This window comes from Sporosarcina sp. P26b, from assembly GCF_002743245.1.
GTDB classification, from domain to species: Bacteria; Bacillota; Bacilli; order Bacillales_A; family Planococcaceae; genus Sporosarcina; species Sporosarcina ureae_C.
Genome location: NZ_PDYW01000005.1, coordinates 109,209 through 130,857, shown reverse-complemented (window position 1 = coordinate 130,857; position 21,649 = coordinate 109,209). Strand labels below are relative to the sequence as shown.

Sequence of the window (21,649 nt, the reverse complement as noted above, 5' to 3'; positions counted from 1 at the left end):
CGAGATATTTTTTTGCAAACACCAAAAAGCAGACATGTGATCCATGCCTGCTTTGCTCCTTAATATTCTATTAATTAAAAATCATATCATCTTCTTCACTAACCGTTGCGTCTACATGCAGGTAAGGGCCAAATTGACTTACTCTCACCCGGATACCATCGTACACCCTGTGATTTCCCTGCGACACTCCCTTAGCTTCCGGGAAGTCGACAAAGAAATCTCCTGGCTTCTTCGGTGTGATACGGAACACATTCGTCCCCGGGTCCCGGGTCACCGTCGCAATCTGTTCACTTCCTTTAGGCAGCACATGCTTGCCCAGTTTAGCGCCTTCCCATATGCTCAGCACTTCATTCGGTTTGATTGACGTGACATGGACGGAATAATAAAATTGTTCTTTTACTTCAGTCGATGCGATATAATAACGTGTTTTCACGCCGTCAGCATACGTAACCGTCGCAATAAATTCGCCCGGCTGATCCATTTGGATGGCATTACAATATTGCAACGACTGATTTTCGCATCGCTTAAATCCTACGCGATCATTCACCAGTTCTCCTTCCGTTGTCGAAAGGGTAATCGCTTTAGCATCTATGAACGGTTCGTTATTTTCTCTTCTTTCATAATACTTCCACAGCTCTACAGGTGTGGAATAGATATCTGCCGTCTCTTCCAATGAAATATCCCATGCACCATTCACTTTTTTGACATGTACATAGTATTTTCTATAATTTTTATCGGATGTCTCGGATGAAGCAACCCCTGAAAAAGTCAGTGTAGCCGTTCCTTCTTTCTTTGGAACAATATGAATCTTTGTATTCAAATTGGGCAGGCTTGGAATTTCACTGTCTGCCACGACATCGAATACATTCGAATTTGTTTTGCTGACATTGTTGAATCTCTTCCATTTAAAATCTTTTGCATGCATCGTAAGAATTCCAGGCTTTACATCTTCCGCCGCTTTTAGTAATTTCGCCGCTTGACCTCTTGTAATGGAAGCGTTTGGACTAAATGTCGTAGGAGACGTCCCTGTTGTAAGCCCGAGTTGATACAGACTATATATTCCTTCACGGTGGCCATTTTTATGTGCAACATCTAAAAATCCATAATCCGGATCATGATATAGTGGCAATTCAAACGCTTTGATGATGATCGAAGCCATTTGCGCACGCGTAATCGAATCGTTTGGTCCGAATCGTCCGTCGCCATAGCCGTTGATGACTCCTTTTTCCGCTAATACCGCAATCGCTTTATAATAGCCATTTGCAGTCGAAACGTCTTGGAATTTTGGATCTTTTATAGTCGTAGTAGGCAGTTTCGTCATCTTCACAATAATGGCAGCCGCCTGCCCTCTCGTGATAGAGTCGTTTGGCCGGAATGTACCGTCTGGATAACCTCCAATTATATTACGTGACGCCAAGTCATTCACTGCTTCCGCGAAATGTTTCGTAGCGGGAACATCCGGAAACCCCGAATCACCTGCAGCTGCGCTTGATAAAGGCACACTGCATACTAGCAAAATCGCACCGAGTACCGCTATGATTTTATTCTTCATTCGACTTCATCCTCTCCATAATCTAGTAGTATGCCGTACAGACGTAGAATTACAGAAATAGTTTCAAAGTTTTTTGAATTCATTTCCCTCTAGATTCATGCATAACAGTATAAATCAAATTAAAGACCCCTCTCGCAGAATGCTTTCTATCTGTAAGGGGGTCTTTTAAAATATAAATCTGTGTATTTGGTCGTTTCTTACGCTGGTATCATAAAGTCATGATTCGTGAAACCAATTATTTTCTCCAGATTTCCCTTGCCAAGTAACTCCACCGTTCTGGCATTCTTTCTGAAGTCTACGTTTAACGCTGCAGAAGCGATATCGATCAAGCTACTGCAAGTAGGTGTTTTAATACCCAACATTTGTCCGAGAGATTCTAATAAAACTAAGCCTTCGGGTACGTCTTCTGTAATAAATCGGGAATCCGCTACAAACGGACCTTCTGGCGAACTGTTCTTTGCGTACGTCAGAAACGCTTCTTTCGCATCAATAGTTAGATCTTCAGAATTACGGTACCTACACGCTTCCACATAAGGTAATCTTTCTGCCCCAATCGCTTCCAGAACATTCATTTTTTCATCATCTAAACTGTTGACGATGTTCCAAACATGCGGTGTAAATACTTCTTTATACATCCAATAATCACCTTTTGTATGTTCAATGCGAGGAATACTCATAATCCCACCGATTGTATGAACAATTAAATTAGGATTATGAAGAGCCGCTTCGATAATCGAATTCAAATACACGAAGTTATAGTCTAGTGTATTCAATTTCTCCTGTATTACTTTTTCATTGCGATTGGTAAATATCGCTACAGGATTTCGCACATTCTTGAATAAAACTTTCACTTTCCCAGGTTCTACAATTCGACAATCAATTGGAGAACTTTGTGCTTCTACGATCGTGAAACTTTTCTCTTTTTCGTGTTTTAAGAAATAGGCAGTAGATAAGTAACCTGGTTCCAGCAACACAATTTGATCTTCAATCATGAATGGAATAATTCGTTTGATTACGTCCTCATGGTAATTTGTCTGCACATATATAATAATAATTTCCGCATTTGTAATAGCCAATTGAACATCCGTCGTGACTAAATCGAGATGCACAGTAGTTTCTACGGAATGATCTAGTAATGTGATTTCGCCTTTACTTCGCGCAATATGATCGAAATGTTCAGTATGCAGCCCCTTGGATGTTTTCAATAAGGTGACCAAGTGACCTTTCATTTTTAAATCTGCTGCGATGGTTGTACCTCCGTGCCCTGCTCCTACTACTGTAATGTTCATAAAGTTCCCTCCAATGATTTGATATCAAGATTCATCAATTTCATAGTTACGGGCCCATTTTATATAAACCTTTTAGAGTGTTTACAAAGAGTCTATTATAAGGTTTTTTAGAATACATTTTCCCTCATTAAAATGAAGACAAGTTTCTACCAAAAAAGACTGCTTTATTTTTCAATTTATTAACTTTTTTGTATTACTTCCCTAGCATACACCATATCCGAAGATTTAGATAACTCCAGTGATTTCTACTAGATCATCAACTAGACAATGTTAGTCGGATTAAAGAATGTGGTGATATTATGTGAAAGACCTCTTCAACTTGGATAAATAGAATGTTTAGAACGATAGTAGATGATGATTGATTAAATAATTTGGAAAAGATATTGAGATAGTAGGTAAGATTGCGTAGTATTGTAAAATATAGACAGATACACAAAGCCCGAATTTAAACTTCAAGCCCATAGCGATGATAATAATATTAGTAAGTAGTTGCTTATTTTGTTTTCTATGGAGCTGGACCAGGACCATGATGATGTTCCGCAATCGGGCCAGATTGTCGAACATTTTGTAAAGGTGGAGGTAAATGAGATGATACACATTATTTTATCTATAATATTAATAATTGCCCTTATCACCTCTGTTTTCGTTGTGATAAAAAAGAGGAAAAAGGCTGGTGTCACAGGTATTAAAACCGCATTAACATCAATCTGTTTCCTTCTTATAGGTGTAGTAGCTTTATTCGCATATTGGTTTAACTTTATGGGGTTAGCAAGTTGGTTCATATCCATTATTTTGTTGTTTTTAGCAGCATATTTCACAAGATATATGGCTGTATCAGATGACAAGTCTTAAATTAACGGGTGCGTTTGCTGTACAAAGAATCGTGTCCATACCGCAATCGGGCCAGTATGTTAGGGAAGTGACAAGATGCAATTTTTATCATCAATGGTAGCATGATCAAATTTTATTTAAAATCTAAAATAAACACACACGCTTTTCACGTAGAAGTAAAAAGTGTGTGTGTTTTGACGTAGATTTGAAATTTCTTACATATTACCAGATTTCTTTCGACAGCTTAATAATATGTTCCATTTTCCCCCACTGCTCTTCTTCTGATAGACTGTTTCCTTCTTCGGTACTTGCAAATCCACATTGCGGTGATATTAATAAACGTTCCAATGGGAAATGCTCCGAAGCTGCTTTCACTTTTTCTTTCATCGCATTTGCATCTTCTAATTCTGGAGTTTTCGAAGTTACGACCCCTAATACCACTTGCGTATCCTCATTTTTGATGTTCGTTAACGGTTCAAAACCGCCTGAACGTTCATCATCATATTCCAATAAGTACACATCATAACCAAGCTCATCGAAATACTTAGAAACAGTTTCATAACCACTTGTATATAAATAAGCAGACTTATAGTTTCCCTTACACATATGTGTCGCCACAATCATATCTTCTGGTTTATTCTTTAATGACTCTTTAATCACCCTAACGAATAAATCTGTTGTGTCTGTTAATTTTAATCCTGTGAAATTCTCCATAATGTTTGCTAGTTTTGGGTCATCTAATGCGGATAAGATACACTCATCAAACTGTAAATATCTACAACCGGCATCGTAGAAAGCCTGGATCGCATCTTGGTATACTTTAATTATGTCAGCTGCTAAATCTTCGATAGTTGGATAGATTTCTTTTTCCTTCTCTGTAAGGACTCGTTGGAAAAACATGGTTGGCGCAGGAATCGTATACTTTGCAAATTGTGATCCATCCCCATACTCTTCAACTAAGTCAGCTAGAAATTTTAAATCATTTACCATTTCATGATTTCCAAATGAAATTTCACCTGTTACTTTAAAGGATTCCGCCCTAGTTGTTTGTCCGACAAAATCATAACCTTTTTCAACCGCTTCAAATGAAACGCCTTCTAAGCCCCAGAAAAAGTCATGCATAAACCATGAACGTCTAAACTCACCGTCTGTAATGGCCTTTATTCCTAAATCAATTTGTTTCTTTACTAATTTTTCAATTTCTACATCTTCAACTTGCCGCAGTTCCTGTGCCGTCAATTCATCATGTATGTAGGATTTTCTCGCATCTTTAATGGCATCTGTTCTTAAAAAACTTCCAACATGATCATGTTTACCGATTTGTATCATTATTCATTGTCCCCCTAATAAAATAAACTTTTTCTATAGTAGTATTTCATCCACTTAGATTTTACACTTACAAATCTACTCGACATTTGCAAGTCAGGTAGAGAACGACACCATCAATGTAGCATTATCTGCATTAACTTGCAAGATTAATCCAACCATTCTGAATATAATCAAGTGTTCGTATGTAGTACCTCTTTTAATTTGAGTAAGGATTCTGTCGTTTGGGGTTTAATGGATAATATAAAGTACATAAAATAATAAAACTAAGGTGGAGTTATGGTGTAAGAATTACTACGTCTCAATCCGGGCCATTGTGTAACATAGTTTATTCACACATCTCCAATATCAAAATTTCAAATCACATAAAAGTCCTCCTCAACGCATGTTGAGGAGGACTTTTAAGAATGGTCATAGAATTTCACGATTGCTTTAAAAAATCTACTTCTACTTCATTTTTCCGCGGTTCACGCTTAAAGAGATAGCCACCATTTCTCACAGACATCAGCACTTCTGCTCGCTCACGAATAGCCTCATACGGATCCTGTGCATCCAACACGATAAAGTTGGCAGGCTTCCCTACTTCAATACCATACGCATCATTTACTCTCATAATGTTTGCACCGTAATACGTGATCAAATCCAATGCCTTATTGATCTCGTCAATATGTGTGTAATGCGCTAAGTGAATCCCATTGTCTAAAATATTCATCATATTCCCATTGCCTAACGGATACCAGTAATCCGCTATGGAATCTTGCGCAAACGCCACATTGTTTCCGTTATTCAATAGCTCTTTGACTCGAGTTAAGCCACGACGTTTAGGATAGCTATCGCCGCGTCCTTGTAAATGGGCGTTTTCAGTTGGACAAGAAATAAAATTAATTTGTGATTCTTTAAAAAGACCTAACATTTTATTGGCATAGCTATTATCGACTGAACCGAAGCTACATGTATGACTAGCCGTTGTATACTTACCGTAGTCTTTTTCCATAACGAGCGCGTTTAACACTTCTAAAAAACGACTATTTGGATCATCGTTTTCATCACAATGAATATCAATCATCACGTTATGCTTTACGGCCATGTCGACAATACGTCGCAATGACTCCACGCCATGCTCATACGAAATTTCAAAGTGAGGAATCCCCCCTACTACGTCCGCACCCATTTCAAGCGCTTCTTGCATTAAACGCTCTGCCCCTTCATATCTAAAAAATCCTTCTTGAGGAAAAGCTACGAGTTGTAATGTAACGAGGTCTTTCAATTCTTCGCGCAGTGTAACTAATGCTTTCATTCCCGTTAAATTTGGATCTGTAATGTCTACATGTGTACGAATGAATTGAACTCCTTTACTCACTTCTTTTTGAATTCCTTTTATCGCACGTTCACGCACCATTTCTTCAGTCAATGATTTCTTATTATCACTCCAACGCTGAATGCCTTCAAATAATGTTCCGGATACATTTGCATTTCCTTCGCCTAGTCCCGAAAAGATATAATCCAAATGTAAATGAGGGTCCACATAAGGTGGCAATACTAAACGTCCTTGCAGATCAATTACTTCATCTGCGTTATCTAGATCATTACCTATTGCGGTAAACTGACCATCTTTCACTAAAAACTCATGGGAATCTGGGTCACCGTATATATTCGCATTTATATATTTCTTCATAAAATACATTGCTCCTTTATCCGTTGGTATAGTCATGAGTATAGCAGTTACGAAACAAGAAAAATAATTCTTGCTCTCAACAGCATGTGATCAGCTTATTCTTGTCTATTTTTAAAATAAAATCCAAACTTTTTGCAGAAGCTGTCCGTCAAAAGAGTAAGACGTGATCGCGACATGTTTAAAATTGAAGAAGGTGAACCTTTTGTCATGACAAAAAATAAAAAAATGGAGCAGGTGGAGCAATTTTTAATTGAAAACCAAAATGCTCATTATCGGCTCGCCTATAGCTATGTGAAAAACAAAGAAAATGCGTTGGATATTGTGCAAGATTCGATTTTCAAAGCGTTAAAATCTATTCATCGCCTCGAGGAAATTAAGTACTTAAAGACATGGTTTTATCGAATACTCGTGAATACATCCATCGATTTCATTCGTAAACATCAACGGATGATGGTGATGGATGACGAAGTTCTAGATGGCTATTTACCAAAAGCTGAAGATGAACCAACTGATATAGATTTATTAGATGCGCTAGAGACTCTTTCTCCAGACGAAAAGTCGTTGATTATTTTACGCTTCTTTGAAGACTTGAAGATTGACGAAGTAGCAGCCATTTTAGATGAAAACAGTAATACCGTGAAAACCAGGCTTTACCGAACTTTAAAAAAACTGCGGATAGAAATTGAAAAGGGGGATTTGGAATGAAACGGATGAACAAAATGAAGAAAGAATATGACGATATTGAAATTCCTCCCGAATTAGATAATTTAGTGAAAGATTCAATTCAAAGAGCTAAACTTTCAAAAAAGAATCCTTCTCCACTGAGAAATTGGTCACTCAGTGTAGCTGCGGCGGCGGCTTTATTCGTTGGTGGTATTAATGCTAGTCCAACTTTCGCCAATTCGCTAGTGAACATCCCGGTTCTTGGTTCGATCGTGCAAGTTTTCACGATAGAAACCTTAACAATGGAAAAGGAAACGTATCAAGCAAACATGGAAACGCCGGCCATCGATGGTTTAGAAAACGAAGGATTACAAATTGCCCTAAATGAAAAGTATATCGAAGAAAACAGAGCGCTCTTTACGAAATTTGAGGAAGAGATCGCCAGACTGGAAGAGGCGGGTAGCGGACATTTAGGCATGGATTCAGGTTATGAAGTAAAAACGGATACAGAACAAATCCTATCCATTGCGCGTTATGAAACGACTACGGCTGGATCCTCTTCCACTGAAATGCAATACGATACGATTGATAAACGACATAATATCCTTCTTACATTACCAAGTCTCTTTAAAGACGATTCCTATGTCGGGATCATCAATACGTATATTAAACAAGAGATGAAGCGACAAATGGAAGAATATGAGAACACTGCGTATTTAGCTATTGAAGGAGCGGACGTTGAATTCAGTTCAATCGAAGCAAATCAAGACTTCTATATTACTGCGGATCATACACTCGTCATTTCTTTCGATCAGTACGAAGTAGCACCAGGTTATATGGGAGTCGTCACATTTGAAATCCCTTCACATATTTTACAGGATGCCCTAGTTGGGGACGCGTATATTCAGTAAGTTATTTAACAGCAGCAGATGATGGATTTCGTCTGCTGTTCTTCCTATAAGCAAAGGAATTTATATACATACATAAGATAGTCAATTGAACACATAATGATAGGAGATGTAAATTTCATGAATACGTTGCATCAACAAGTCGGAAAGAAAAGAAGAAAGCTGAAGAAAAGATATTTTCTGCTTCTGATTTTTCTTCTCGTTCTATCGGGTACTGTTCTTTTTGTTGGGACGTCATACTCTTTCCGTGAAGTACCTAGTACACCGGATCAACCTGTAACCAAACCAGCACCAACCGAAACACCACCATCAAATGATCAGCCAGAACCTATTACACCGCCAGAAGAATCTAGTCCTGAACCTGAAATATTCCCTACAATAGAATCCGATGAAACAGAAACACCTACCGAAGAAGAAACAGAGATATCTTCTGAAGGACCAACGCAAACGCCAGCTGAAGAAAACACGGAGCCGCCTGTAGAAGAGGAAAAAACAGAAAAAGTAGTGTATTTAACATTTGATGACGGTCCAAGCAAATGGACTGAGCAATTTTTAGATGTTTTGGATGCACATGGTGCCAAAGCTACATTCTTCATGCAAGGCAGTAACTTGAAGAAAGAACATCTTCAGGAAAGCGTAAAACGTGCAACACAAGAAGGTCATTATATAGGCGGCCACAGTATGACTCACAATTATCAAGCACTTTATACGAATCAACAGTTTGTACCCGAAATGATTGAAACACTAGATCTAATTCATAAAATTACAGGAACTACTCCTAGTCTAGTTCGCCCTCCTTATGGATCAGCGCCTGGATTGAACGGCGGACAAATACGAAAACAACTAGCTGAGGCACATATTAAAATTTGGGATTGGACGATCGATTCGCATGATTGGGAACTTCCCGGCAATCCCTCTCAAATAATACAAAACATCAAACAAGACACTACTTCTGATAAAGAAATTGTATTGATGCACGAAAAATCACAAACTTTAGAAGCACTTCCTGGAGTTTTGAACTTTTTCAAAGACCAAGGATACGTTTTCGGAGTGTACAATGACGCGTCTCACTTTGTCATGAACTTCCAAAACGATGCTGCGCTTTAACACCACGATGTATTAGAATCTACTAATAGATGATAGTGTGTGGAGGCTATTCACTACGTACCGTTAGCCTCCCCTTTCGTTTACACCTTTTCCATTTGAAATGATGCAAACTTTTTACGTAGTAGAGATCTTGTACAAACGTATGGGTTGACATCATAAAGTGAATATTATATGATTACCTTGAATTCGAGATAAAAGGAGAGCGTCATGGACAATCAAAATAAAGAAGTTTATGAAGAAGATTTGTCTCTAAAGGCATTCATTGTTTTAACTCGAGCATTGCAATCCATTAAGGTGCGTGTGGAAGAAGATATAAAACGCTCCGGATTAAATCCAACAGAGTTTGCCGTTTTAGAATTAGTCTATAGTAAGGGTGATCAACCGATACAAAAAATCGGTGAGCAAGTATTGATTGCTAGTAGTAGTATCACCTACGTTGTAGATAAACTAGAAAAGAAAAACTTAATCAAAAGAAAGCCTTGTCCAAAAGATCGACGTGTCACACATGCGTCCATTACAACGGATGGGATGGAGCTGATGAACGAAATCTTCCCTCCTCACAAAAAGGCGATCAAAGAAATATTTAGTGGACTAGATATACAAGAAAAAGAACAACTAATTACACAATTAAAAAAGTTAGGTTTACATGCACAAAATATGTAATGGTAAATCTAGTTTTTTTCACAACTAACATCTCGAATTAATAATATATCAACTAAACATAATTTAAAAAGGGGTCTTATAACATGACAAACGAATTACTAGGTATTCATCACGTTACCGCAATGACAGATAACGCAATGAGAAACTATGACTTTTTCACAAACGTGCTAGGCATGCGATTAGTTAAGAAAACGGTAAACCAAGATGACATCCACACGTATCATACATTTTTCGCGGATGATGTCGGTTCGCCAGGGACTGACATGACGTTCTTCGACTTCCCGAACAACCCGAAAGGAACATCGGGAACGAACTCGATTTCTAGAACGGGACTACGAGTACCTAATGACGCAGCACTTGAATTTTATCTAGAGCGTTTCAAAGAGTTTGGTATAGATAACGATGGTATTCAAGAGCTATTCGGCAAAAAAGTACTACCTTTCCAAGAAGTAGACGGACAGAAATATCAACTGTTCTCTGATGAGAATAATGAAGGCGTAGCACCCGGCAAGCCTTGGAAAAATGGACCCGTACCTGAAGAGCACGCGATTTATGGTTTAGGGCCAATTGAAATCACAGTTAGCTACTTTGAAGATTTCAAGAAAATGCTGACGGAAGTATACGGTATGAAACCAATTCTTGAAGAAGAAAATGTCACGCTGTTTGATGTAGGTGAAGGCGGCAACGGCGGACAGGTCATTTTACGAAATGATGATACAACACCAAGTCGTCAAGGATATGGACAAGTTCACCACGTATCGTTCAGAGTGAAAGACCATGAAGCGATTAAAAACTGGGAAGCTAAATATGACGAAATGGGTATGCAACATTCCGGTCATGTAGACCGCTTTTACTTTGAAGCGCTTTACACACGCGTCGGTCATATTCTGATCGAGCTATCAACAGATGGACCAGGCTTCATGACAGATGAACTATATGAAACATTAGGTGAAAACCTATCCCTTCCACCGTTCCTTGAGCCTAAGCGTGAATATATTGAATCACAGATTCGCCCATTCGATACAACACGTTCATAACAGTTTTAAAAGGAGTTTTGTAAATGGAAGCAATTAAAAAGATCCACCATATTACAGCGATTGTAGGAGATCCTAATGAAAACTTGAAGTTTTACAGGGATGTTTTGGGGCTCCGTCTCATAAAGCAAACGGTAAACTTTGAAGATCCAAGCGTCTATCACTTGTACTTCGGAGATCATAATGTTGCTCCTGGTACGGTCATTACATTCTTCCCTTGGACAAATACTAATCAAGGTAGAAAAGGTAGCGGTCAGGTCGGACGAATTGCTTTTAGAATACCAAAAGGCAGCATGGACTATTGGAAAGAGCATTTAACTGCTCAACATATCTCCATTGAAATGACACAGCTTTTCGGTAAAGACACACTCGAGTTCGATGATATTCATGGACTCGAGCTCGCAATGGTCGAAGGTGAAATTGCTGCAGATCATTATGATATTGTTGATTTCCACGGTGCGGTTTTATTGTCCGGAAATCCTGAAGGCACAAAAGATCTTCTAACTGGCCTCATGGGATTACATGAGCTAACTATAGATGATCAGAATCAACACTTTGAAACAGTTGGCAAGGAAAAACACCATATTATTACGACCATTCCTCCGCAGCCTGCTGGAAGATTCGGCATCGGAACTGTCCACCACATCGCGTGGTCCGTGCCGCATAAGGATGCATTGAAAGAATGGCAGTCCGTACTACAAGATGAAGAATTCGGGGTCACTGTAGTAAAGGACAGAAATTACTTCAACTCCATCTATACCAAGGAAAAAGGAAAGATCGTATTCGAGTTCGCAACAGATGGTCCTGGATTTGATATTGATGAAGACATGAAATCGCTAGGCACGATGCTGAAATTACCGGAGCAATACGAACATAAAAGGCAAGAATACGAAACTCCGCTTCCGAAATTGGAAATATAGTATAGGAAAAAATACTATAAGCAGACTTGCCAGTAATGATTAGCGGGAAATAGGCAAGTCATTTACAGTAGAACGGCTTGATATCTATTGAGAGGAGTTGTAGAACAGTGAAATATATTTACAATGAAAAGAAAAAAGGCGCACCGGTATTTGTATTGCTCCACGGCACAGGCGGTACAGAAACGGACTTAGTATCTCTTGCCGAACTACTCAATCCCGAATACAACGTTTTAGGCATCAGAGGCAATGTACAGGAAAATGGCATGAATAGATTCTTTAAACGCCACGGTGAAGGGCAGTACGACTGGGAAGATCTTGAGTTCCGCGGCAATGAACTGTATGAGTTCATTGAAGAAAAAGCAAAAGAGTATGATTTCAAAATGGAAGATATCGTGCTAGTCGGGTTCTCAAACGGTTCGAATATTGCGATTCAAATGATGCTCAAGCAACCAGAATCATTCAAAAAAGCAGCCTTATTCGCACCACTGTATCCTGCAGATATAGAAAAAAAACAAGATTTCAGCGATGTGAAAATATTCCTTTCACTAGGCGAAGGCGATCCAATTGTACCTGAATCCGAAAGCAAGCGCGTGATCAGTCTCTTTAAAGAAAGAGGTGCAGATGTGACAACTGCTTGGGTTCATGGTCATAGCTTGACGCAGGAAGTCGCGCAGAAAGCGAAAAACTGGTTGAAGTAAATACTATCTAAATGTTTGGTTTTTGCTGGTTTGTTAAATGGAGTTAATGGATTTTAAAATAAAAACACACATTATTGGAGGAGATTTATATGACAAAAGCAAAATGGAACGTTGACACTGCACACAGCACAGTAGAATTTTCCGTACGACATATGATGATTTCAAACGTAAAAGGTACATTTAACGAATTCCAAGGAAACATTGAAGCAGATCCAGAAGATTTAACAGGAGCGTCTATCGATTTCACAATTGACGCGAACAGTATTGATACACGTAAAGCCGATCGAGACAATCATCTACGTTCAGCTGACTTTTTCGATGTAGAAAATTACCCGAAATTATCATTCAAAGCAACAAAAATTGAGAAGACTTCTAAAGATACGTACGACTTAACTGGCGACTTCACGATTAGAGATACAACAAAGCCTGTCACGTTCAATGTAAAGTATGAAGGTATGGCTAAAGATCCGATGAGTGGAGACGAAGCTGCTGGATTTACAGGTAAAACAACGATTAACCGTAAAGAATTCGGTTTAACATGGAACGCTGCACTAGAAACTGGCGGCGTGGTCGTAAGTGATGAAGTAAAGATCAATATCGAAATTCAATTACGTAAATAAGCTAATCATGCGACGAATGCCCCTACTAGTAGATTTTATCTTCTACTAGTAGGGGCTTTTTTGTACAAAACAAATCCTACCTCAAACTATAGAGCGAACTTTCTCCATCACAATATGCGGTATGCCATCTTCCATGAATATATCAGATGTAGTCTCGTATCCAAGTTTACGATAAAACTCCTCTGCATGCGTTTGTCCATGCAACTTCAACCGCTCAATCCCTTTGTCATTTGCGATTTCTTCCAAGCCTAGAACAATTACCTTTCCAACGCCAAGACTTCGATGAGTGGCTAGCACACAAATGCGTTCTAACTTCCCGATCCCATCTACAACTCTTAATCTGCCTGATGCGATCGCTTGTCCTTCATGTTCTACTAAAATATGTTCACATACTTCATTCAGCACATCAAATTCATCAAACTCATCCTCTTCTGGAACCTGTTGTTCTTGGACAAATACCGCTTTTCGTATGTCAAAAGACTTTTGAAGGTCTTCTTGTGTACGGATTCTCTTCGTTTTCATCAAACGTCCACTCCTTTTTCTACTTTTATTCCGGAAACAAGAAACTTCCACAGATGATCTCTCAGTCTGTGGAAGTTTCTTGTTCTATCTCACATTTCAAAAATACATAGCCATCTTTTTCGATAGTCTCGCTCATCTTCACAGGGATACGTTCCTTGAAAATCGGTCCATCCACGACGACCGTATGGAATTCTCCTGACTCCCCACAGCTATCGATGCCGAGCGCTTCAAGTTCATCCAATAAGTCAATCGTGAAACGTCTGCCGAGAAATTCAGCAGGCATCATTTTAGTATTGACGACGACTACATAGGCTTCAAAGTCTTCCGCAATGAATTCCTCGAGTAGCTTACGTCTCGGTTCTTCCCAAAGTGGATGATACGCTTCCATACCCACTTTGGCACACATGGACTGTACCCACAACAAATGATCTTCTAAGTCAATATCTCCAAATACGGCTTTGTGAATACCATGTGCTTTCGAAACGCGCATAGCGTCTATGAATTGTACTTCATAGCCTGCCCAGTCTGCTTTTCGAATCATCAGCGGGATATCCATCTGCTTCGCCTGCGCTTGAACAATCTCCAGTGGCAATGCGTGAGATTTAGAATGTGGCTGTTCTTTCTCGAACATCGTCCACAGCATAGCCGGCGTATTTCCTTCTTGGATTGCACGATACGTTGCAAGTGCCGAATCCTTGCCGCCACTCCATGATGTGACGAACTTCACGCCCGTCATTGTCCGTCCGCCCATGAGATGCGTGCATCCACTGTACGCGCCATACGAATCATATATGAACGGAATCCTAGCTTAGGCCAGAAATACGACGCCAAATGATTCGCCGTCAACCAATCCGTCATGACATATTGATAGCCCGCGTTTTTCATTTGAGTGAAACTGTGGTTCGCAATCGACTTACCGATCCCTTGGCCACGCATCTCGATATTCGTCGTCGCCTGAACCAGCACTGCCGACTCATCCGGTATTGTCATCGCATGACGCGCGTCCGCCGGTGTGAATAGATGAAAGGCTACAGGTGCACCGTCTTGTTCTGCAACCCAGCTACGCGTGCCTTCCTTGCCTTCATACGCTGCAAATACATCGCGCTCCGCATCTAACGCCTCTTGTGTAATCGGTTTCCACGCTGGCGCTTTCGCTTGATGCAAACTATTCCACGGCGCCATCTTGTGCAATACTTTTTGCTCGTTCCCCACCAGTTCCTTCATCTTCACGAGACTATTCTCTCCAGGCTGTGCACGATAATGTTCAAGCGACAACGCCGCAAAGCGCTGTTCGAAATGAAACGACTGCTCCAGCATTTCAAGAATTAATTCATCGTTACCGACCGGTATATCCATGATATGTTCGAAGTAGCCATTACGAACCCACTCCGCACCAGCTTCTGTGTACATCAACCGTGCTAGTCTTGGATGCTCGTCCTCATGAATGACAAATGATGGATATCCAACATACACCGTACGTCCATGTGAAACGTCTTGACGGTATTCGTATAGTAGATAGCCAATGACTTCTTCATCCCGCAACGTCACGAGCCCTCCCGTATAAGGTTTCTCCAATTCTTCACGTAAACGTTCTTCCGCTTGCTCGACATGTTCAAAACGTTCCTGCAAAAACGGAAAACGTTGTCGTTCATCTGCATGCCTTGCTGCTAATAATAAGGCCATCTTCGGTATATACTGCTCTTCGAACTGTACAAAATGAATCATCAGAATCCCCTCCTGCCTAATTTAACTAAATTATACCATACCCTTTTACCTTTCCAATGAAACGAATGACCTATGTGTTTGGGTGCGTGTTCCGGTGTTTGGGTGTTCCGGTTGTTCGGGTGTTCAAATATCCGGCTATGAGCGGTTACATGCGTGTATAGAGCGCTTAGGTCAAAACTATGAGCGAATTCAGCTTGCTATAGAGCAGTTACAGCCATTCTATGAGCGCTTAAACTGTCTGATAGAGCGCTTACCCACAATCTATGATCAAACGCAAAAAAACTGCAGATCCACTCCCATTAAAGAGTAAATCTGCAGCCTATATTATCGATTAAGCAGGCATTGGAGTATCCGTCGGTTTCGCGTAATTCCCATTACCATACTCTGTATCAATTGCGTCACGGATTTCTTTCATCGACTTGCCGTCTTGCTTCATTTGTACGGATTTCACTGCGATCTCCAGACAAACTAGGCAACGTGTGCCGTGATCATCCCAGACGACCGAGCCGTCTTCGCGCACTTCATCCAAGAAACAATTCATATTACTCTTGTGTCCGGCACTATCTCCGCAACCGCAATAGCAAGGCATGTATTCCAAAATGTCCGTTGCATTGGCCGCTACTTGATAGACCATACGCATATCTTCTGGCTTATCATCTAGAAATGAAGGCAAGATATCCGCTGAAGCGGTCACTTCTTGCAAGTCTCCGTTTGGCAAATGTTCTGCGTGGTCATGTCCTGCTTCTGCCCGTACGTCTTTCGGATCGACTTCAGCAGGCTTTTCTGTAGCGCCGTTTCCGCATGCCGCAAGCGCTAAAGTCAGCGCCGCCAGTCCTGCAAGTAACTTCTTTTTCATGTATATTCCTGACTCCTTCGTATAGACGTTATGCCTTTAGTATACAAGGTTTGCGGGAAAAACAAGAGTACAAATTCATGACAATTATGAGTTGCCCGTCATTTTGCTTGGATCTACATATTCGTCAAATTGCGCTTCTGTCAATAAACCAGTAGATAGTGCCGCTTCTTTCAGCGTAGTACCTTCTGTATGAGCTTTCTTCGCAATTTTCGCCGCATTTTCATAGCCAATATGTGGATTCAATGCTGTAACTAGCATCAAGGAATTCTTTACTTTATTATCGATTTCTTCACGGTTCGGTTCAATTCCAACTGCACAGTTATCGTTGAAGCTAATCATACCGTCAGCCAATAATTTCGCTGATTGTAGGAAGTTATAGATAATAACTGGTTTGAAGACGTTCAATTCGAAGTTACCCTGACTTGCAGAGAAGCCGATCGTCGCGTCGTTACCCATAACTTGAGCCACAACCATCGTCAACGCTTCACTTTGTGTTGGATTCACTTTACCTGGCATGATCGAGCTGCCTGGTTCATTTTCAGGAATCGTAATTTCGCCAATACCTGAACGTGGACCACTTGCTAACCAACGTACGTCATTTGCTATTTTCATCAAGTCTGCTGCCAATGCTTTTAGCGCGCCGTGTGTGTAGACAACTTCATCATAACTCGTCAATGCGTGGAATTTATTCTGTGCAGATGTAAAGTCGATTCCAACTGACTTCGAAATCTCTTCCGCAACTTTCTCACCGAATCCAGCTGGTGCGTTCAGCCCTGTACCGACTGCTGTACCGCCGATTGCGAGTTCTTTCATCGTCTCGACACTAGTTTCTAGCATGCTGTGCGTTTTTTCAAGCATTCTGTGCCAACCGCTGATTTCCTGACCTAACGTCAATGGCGTCGCGTCTTGCAAGTGCGTACGACCAATTTTAATAATGTCCGTGAAGTCTTCAGATTTTTTCTGAAGTGTTGCTGCTAATTTATCAATTGCCGGCAATACTTCGCGCTCTACCGCAATTACACCCGCCACGTGAAGTGCTGTCGGGAACGTATCATTCGAACTCTGTGATTTGTTGACATCGTCATTCGGGTGCAGGCGTTCTTCCTCGCCCCACTCTTCAAGCAACTGGTTTCCACGGTTAGCGAGTACTTCGTTCATATTCATGTTCGATTGCGTACCGCTTCCTGTTTGCCAAACGACTAACGGGAAGTGCTCGTCCCATTTGCCTTCAATGACTTCTTCTGCTGCTGCTTTGATAGCTTTCATTTTGACTTCGGATAGATTGCCGAATGAATGACTTGCGATTGCTGCTGATTTTTTCAAATGGGCAAAGGCTTGGATTACACCAAGCGGAATGCGTTCCCCGCCGATTTTAAAGTTGTGCTTACTGCGCTGTGTCTGCGCTCCCCATAACTTATCTGCTGGTACTTGTATTTCTCCGAACGTGTCATGCTCAATACGATATTCCATCTTTACATCCACCTCTCAAAGTAATAATCAGACTCTCTATCTCTATCATGCCCTATTTTCGCGCAAATTTGAATTAAAAAGGATTGGAGGTGAGTTACTTGGTGAGTACGAGGAGATCGAAGCTCCAGTTGGGCGACGCTTCCATCCTACTTTTATAGTGGGGGTACTTAGATCACTTACTGTATGTAGGGTGTGAAGTAGTGTTTTGTCTTAACTTATTTAAATTCTAGTATTGAAGTTCAAAATTGATTACAACACGTACTTTAACGCGTAAAAAAAGTGTCTTCTACTTACATTGCAAGGGATTGGCGCGTAGGAGGGGCGACTCCGAGAGGATCAGTGGGACAGGTGAAACACCCTGCGAGCGAAGCGAAGGGGTGTGGTTCACCGCCCACCCTCCGAAGCGCCAATCCCCCTACCCCATCACACTGCCAGCCTTATCCGCTCAAACTCCTTGCATCCGAAACGCTTTCTGAACCACTGCAAAATAAATCACTAACGCCGCGGTACTGCATGTCAATACGATAATACTAAGCGGCCACGCCGAGCTGTCTCCCGCTAGTCCTACTAGTGGCGATACTATTGCACCGCCGATGAAAGGCACCAGTCCAATAAACGCCGACGCGCTTCCTGCTGACTTCCCTTGACTCTGCATCGCTAGCGAAAATGCCGCAGGCGACACCAAACCAACACTCGACACCATAAAGAATAAAGCCGTCGCAATTACAGCAAGCGGCCATTCATTCCAGACCGTCAACAAAAGTACAATACTCGCTGTGAATGAAAGCAACACACCTGCGCGCAGAAACTTCAACTCGTGAATTCTACCCGAAAGTCGCCCCGTCACTTGTGCCGCTGTAATGATTCCGATACCATTCATTGCGAAAAACAGAGAAAACTGTTGCGCAGTGATACCATAAATGTTCTGTAAAACGAACGGAGATCCCGCAATGTACGCGAATAGGCTTGACATGATCAAACCTTGCGTTAATGCAATGCTTAAGAACCACTTATCCCTCAGTAGACCACTAAACGTCTTGATGACTGCCAGCATTCCACTCTCCGAACGTGCTTCAACCGGCAACGTGTCCGGCAAGAAAAATGCTGTGGATAAAAACATCAACAAACCGATGACTCCGAGTAACAAGAACACCGTTGGCCACGAAGCATAATTCAGCACAACACCGCCTATTATCGGCGAAAGTATCGGTGCTGATCCACTGACGATCGACAACATCGCCATGAATTTTGTTAATTCACTTCCTACATATAAATCACGTGCGCAAGCTCTCGCAATTACAATTCCAGCAGCGCCTGTTAAACCTTGAACGAAACGCAGTGCAACGAAAATCCAGATATTCGGACTAAACGCACATAGAACGGAAGCGATTGCGTACACGCTAAGCGTAATGACAAGCGGTTTCCGTCTGCCATAAATATCACTTAACGGTCCAAAAATGAGCTGTCCTACGCCTAAGCCGAGCAGACAAGCCGTCAGACTTAATTGAACAAGTGAAGTCGAAGCATTTAAATCCTCCGCCACAATAGGCAATCCTGGCAAATACATATCCATCGACAGCGGACCGAATGCCGACAACGAACCGAGCAATATAACGAGCCAAACAGTTGGCATAGGAATCTTTTTTTGTAATGAAGTTTTCATATGTACATAACCCACTTCTTCTATAGAATTCATTTAGTATAACAAAAGTAGTTGCATTTGGTTACTTTTATACTATATAGACAATAAAGCTCCGCCTACCGCACCGGCTAGCACGACAATCCATGGAGGCATCTTCCAAAAAGTCAGCATACTGAATAAAACGGCCGCCAATGCAAAGTCTTCGGCCCGCAAAATCGAGCTCGTCCAGATTGGATTATATAACGCCGAAAGAAGTATTCCAATGACTGCAGCATTGACACCCATGACCGCACCTTTGATTTTCGGATGATTGCGCAAAACGTCCCAAAAAGGCAGCGCTCCGACGATCAATAAAAAGGCAGGCAAGAAAATCGCGACGGTTGCGAATAATCCACCTTGCCAACCGTTCATCACGGCTCCAAGATAGGCTGCAAACGTAAACAACGGTCCTGGAACCGCTTGCGTCGCACCATAACCTGCTAAAAATGATTCATTTCCAATCCATCCAGCCGGTACCAGCTCCTGTTCCAATAAAGGCAAGACAACATGTCCCCCACCAAATACGAGCGCACCCGACCGATAAAAGCTATCGAATAACGCGATCCAATAAGATCCTGTCAGTTCCCGAAGCAACGGCAACATGCCAAGCAAAGTAAAGAACAATGTTAAACAAATAACTCCCATTTTCTTTGACACGAGGAATTTCGAGGAACTAGCATCTGACGAATCCTGAGCTTTGAACAACCATAACCCTACTAAACCCGCTACTATAATCACTCCAACTTGCGTAAAAGCCGCTTGCCATAAGAGCGTGACAACGAGTGCTAATAATGCGATCGCTTTTCGCTTACTATCTGGCGTTAAATTCTTTGCCATGCCGAGGACCGCGTGCGCGACAATCGCCACCGCCACGATCTTCAATCCATGGAGCCAGCCTGCATCACTAATATCTGAACCCGCTAGAAGCGTAGCAAATAAGATCAACGCCACGACAGAGGGCATTGTGAAACCTAGAAAGGAAATAAAGCCGCCGACTACCCCTGCACGTGCCACACCGATTCCAATCCCTACCTGACTGCTTGCTGGACCTGGAAGGAATTGCGCTAATGCTACTAAATCCGCATACCCTTTTTCATCCATCCATTTACGTTTTCGCACATACTCTTCATGGAAGTAACCTAAATGCGCGGTTGGTCCACCAAATGAGGTCAATCCTAGTTTAAGAGAGACGATAAATAATTCCGCTAGCCTTTTTATCGAAGAAGCCACATTACTCTTCATTTTGATCTCCTTTCGGCTTTTATAATGCTTTATTGCCGATCATCTCATGTCCCAATTTATTTTCAATAGATTTAGTAGAATTTAACGATAACTTAACAATCATTGGACAAACTAAGGATTAATTGAAAATCCAAATAAATTCCGCTCAAATTCTACACCGTTCGCTATCTTTTTACACACGATTTTTGTATGATGTAATAACTATCGATGTCAACAATAGATGGAGGAATTTAGATGCTAGGTCCACGTAAACCCGATCCTTTTTTTACAGCGTTATTGGACATCGCCAAGCATGTGCAAGAATCCATGCACTATGCGAACGAGTTTAAAGTCGATTCTGTCTCGGACTTAAAGGATGTCAGCATTCGCATGAAGGAATACGAAACAGCTGGTGACACATTGATTCATGAATTAATCACGAAATTAAATACATCGTTCATGACACCGATCGAACGGGAAGATATTTTGAACATCGCGATTGCAATGGATGATATCCTCGATGGCATGGAGCATTTCCTTGCTAATCTCGAGATGTTTTCTCTCATTGAAATCGATGAGTACATGCAGAAGTTCATTCTCAACATTATGAAAAGTACCGATGAAATCGTTTTGGCAATGGAATTGCTGACGAAGAAAAAGCTAGTGGAAATGCGTACGCATGCTGTGCAAATCAAAGAGTATGAACGGATTTGCGACGAAGTGTTGCGGACTTCCATTAAGCAAATGTTCATTCGTGAAAAAGATCCAATTCGTATCATTCAATTGAAAGATCTGTATGAACTGTTGGAAGACACGGCAGACTTTTGTCAAGACGTGGCAAACAATATCGAAACCATCATCATGCGCAACGCATAAGGGGTCCTAACC

At 41.1% G+C, this 21,649-nt stretch carries 21 protein-coding genes; 10 read left to right on the top strand and 11 right to left on the bottom strand.

What is annotated here, in order from left to right:
- Positions 1-70 precede the first annotated feature (70 nt).
- Both CSV69_RS07475 and CSV69_RS07470 read right to left on the bottom strand, forming a co-directional pair.
- On the bottom strand, positions 71-1,552 hold the full coding sequence (locus CSV69_RS07475; protein ID WP_099693073.1) for an S-layer homology domain-containing protein: 1,482 nt from the start codon (positions 1,550-1,552) through the stop codon (positions 71-73).
- A 197-nt stretch (positions 1,553-1,749) separates the two neighbouring features.
- Positions 1,750-2,841: an NAD/NADP-dependent octopine/nopaline dehydrogenase family protein gene (locus CSV69_RS07470; protein WP_099693072.1), complete on the bottom strand. Its 1,092-nt coding sequence runs from the start codon at positions 2,839-2,841 to the stop codon at positions 1,750-1,752.
- Between the two features lie 507 nt (positions 2,842-3,348).
- Between CSV69_RS07470 and CSV69_RS07465 the strand changes: the two genes are divergently transcribed.
- Positions 3,349-3,693 carry a hypothetical protein gene (locus tag CSV69_RS07465; RefSeq protein WP_233192343.1) on the top strand — a complete coding sequence of 115 codons (345 nt, stop codon included), beginning with the start codon at positions 3,349-3,351 and terminating at the stop codon, positions 3,691-3,693.
- Positions 3,694-3,894: 201 nt separating this feature from the next.
- Here CSV69_RS07465 and CSV69_RS07460 read toward each other — a convergent pair whose 3' ends face one another.
- Both CSV69_RS07460 and CSV69_RS07455 read right to left on the bottom strand, forming a co-directional pair.
- On the bottom strand, positions 3,895-5,001 hold the full coding sequence (locus CSV69_RS07460) for a 5-methyltetrahydropteroyltriglutamate--homocysteine S-methyltransferase (protein WP_099693071.1): 1,107 nt from the start codon (positions 4,999-5,001) through the stop codon (positions 3,895-3,897).
- A gap of 418 nt (positions 5,002-5,419) precedes the next feature.
- Positions 5,420-6,673: an amidohydrolase family protein gene (locus CSV69_RS07455; protein ID WP_099693070.1), complete on the bottom strand. Its 1,254-nt coding sequence runs from the start codon at positions 6,671-6,673 to the stop codon at positions 5,420-5,422.
- A gap of 174 nt (positions 6,674-6,847) precedes the next feature.
- On the opposite strand from CSV69_RS07455, the gene CSV69_RS07450 reads away from it, so the two are divergent.
- The 8 genes from CSV69_RS07450 (at position 6,848) to CSV69_RS07415 (ending at position 13,286) form a co-directional block, all read left to right on the top strand.
- Positions 6,848-7,378 carry an RNA polymerase sigma factor SigV gene (locus CSV69_RS07450; RefSeq protein WP_099693069.1) on the top strand — a complete coding sequence of 177 codons (531 nt, stop codon included), beginning with the start codon at positions 6,848-6,850 and terminating at the stop codon, positions 7,376-7,378.
- Positions 7,375-8,247, top strand: coding sequence for an anti-sigma-V factor RsiV (gene rsiV, locus CSV69_RS07445; protein ID WP_099693068.1), 873 nt, complete (start codon positions 7,375-7,377; stop codon positions 8,245-8,247). The genes CSV69_RS07450 and rsiV overlap by 4 nt, the downstream gene beginning before the upstream one ends.
- 420 nt (positions 8,248-8,667) lie before the next feature.
- Positions 8,668-9,351, top strand: a complete 684-nt coding sequence (locus tag CSV69_RS07440) for a polysaccharide deacetylase family protein (RefSeq protein WP_232319641.1) — start codon at positions 8,668-8,670, stop codon at positions 9,349-9,351.
- A 207-nt stretch (positions 9,352-9,558) separates the two neighbouring features.
- On the top strand, positions 9,559-10,014 hold the full coding sequence (locus tag CSV69_RS07435) for a MarR family winged helix-turn-helix transcriptional regulator (protein WP_085427922.1): 456 nt from the start codon (positions 9,559-9,561) through the stop codon (positions 10,012-10,014).
- An 83-nt stretch (positions 10,015-10,097) separates the two neighbouring features.
- The gene (gene mhqE / locus CSV69_RS07430) at positions 10,098-11,051 is read left to right on the top strand and encodes a ring-cleaving dioxygenase MhqE (RefSeq protein ID WP_099693067.1); all 954 of its coding nucleotides are present in this window, start codon (positions 10,098-10,100) and stop codon (positions 11,049-11,051) included.
- A 23-nt stretch (positions 11,052-11,074) separates the two neighbouring features.
- Positions 11,075-11,968, top strand: a complete 894-nt coding sequence (locus CSV69_RS07425) for a VOC family protein (RefSeq protein WP_099693066.1) — start codon at positions 11,075-11,077, stop codon at positions 11,966-11,968.
- A 107-nt stretch (positions 11,969-12,075) separates the two neighbouring features.
- Positions 12,076-12,666: an alpha/beta hydrolase gene (locus CSV69_RS07420; protein ID WP_099693065.1), complete on the top strand. Its 591-nt coding sequence runs from the start codon at positions 12,076-12,078 to the stop codon at positions 12,664-12,666.
- An 89-nt stretch (positions 12,667-12,755) separates the two neighbouring features.
- Positions 12,756-13,286 carry a YceI family protein gene (locus tag CSV69_RS07415; RefSeq protein ID WP_099625399.1) on the top strand — a complete coding sequence of 177 codons (531 nt, stop codon included), beginning with the start codon at positions 12,756-12,758 and terminating at the stop codon, positions 13,284-13,286.
- Positions 13,287-13,367: 81 nt separating this feature from the next.
- Here the strand turns inward: CSV69_RS07415 and CSV69_RS07410 are convergent, their stop codons facing one another.
- The 7 genes from CSV69_RS07410 to chrA all read right to left on the bottom strand — a co-directional run bounded on the left by CSV69_RS07410 (position 13,368) and on the right by chrA (position 20,782).
- Positions 13,368-13,808: a GNAT family N-acetyltransferase gene (locus CSV69_RS07410; RefSeq protein WP_099625398.1), complete on the bottom strand. Its 441-nt coding sequence runs from the start codon at positions 13,806-13,808 to the stop codon at positions 13,368-13,370.
- A gap of 61 nt (positions 13,809-13,869) precedes the next feature.
- Positions 13,870-14,544 (bottom strand): Dph6-related ATP pyrophosphatase, encoded by a 675-nt coding sequence (locus tag CSV69_RS07405; RefSeq protein WP_085427916.1) that lies wholly within the window; start codon positions 14,542-14,544, stop codon positions 13,870-13,872.
- Positions 14,541-15,533, bottom strand: coding sequence for a GNAT family N-acetyltransferase (locus CSV69_RS07400; RefSeq protein WP_233192342.1), 993 nt, complete (start codon positions 15,531-15,533; stop codon positions 14,541-14,543). Before CSV69_RS07400 ends, CSV69_RS07405 begins: the two co-directional genes overlap by 4 nt.
- A gap of 331 nt (positions 15,534-15,864) precedes the next feature.
- Positions 15,865-16,389: a PCYCGC motif-containing (lipo)protein gene (locus CSV69_RS07395; RefSeq protein WP_085427915.1), complete on the bottom strand. Its 525-nt coding sequence runs from the start codon at positions 16,387-16,389 to the stop codon at positions 15,865-15,867.
- Between the two features lie 84 nt (positions 16,390-16,473).
- Positions 16,474-17,859: a class II fumarate hydratase gene (gene fumC, locus CSV69_RS07390; RefSeq protein WP_085427914.1), complete on the bottom strand. Its 1,386-nt coding sequence runs from the start codon at positions 17,857-17,859 to the stop codon at positions 16,474-16,476.
- A gap of 445 nt (positions 17,860-18,304) precedes the next feature.
- On the bottom strand, positions 18,305-19,555 hold the full coding sequence (locus CSV69_RS07385; protein ID WP_085427913.1) for a multidrug effflux MFS transporter: 1,251 nt from the start codon (positions 19,553-19,555) through the stop codon (positions 18,305-18,307).
- Positions 19,556-19,594: 39 nt separating this feature from the next.
- Entirely contained in the window at positions 19,595-20,782 is a 1,188-nt protein-coding gene (gene chrA, locus CSV69_RS07380) for a chromate efflux transporter (RefSeq protein ID WP_099693063.1), read from the bottom strand.
- A 234-nt stretch (positions 20,783-21,016) separates the two neighbouring features.
- On the opposite strand from chrA, the gene CSV69_RS07375 reads away from it, so the two are divergent.
- Entirely contained in the window at positions 21,017-21,637 is a 621-nt protein-coding gene (locus CSV69_RS07375; RefSeq protein WP_099693062.1) for a DUF47 domain-containing protein, read from the top strand.
- The last annotated feature ends 12 nt before the right edge of the window (positions 21,638-21,649 follow it).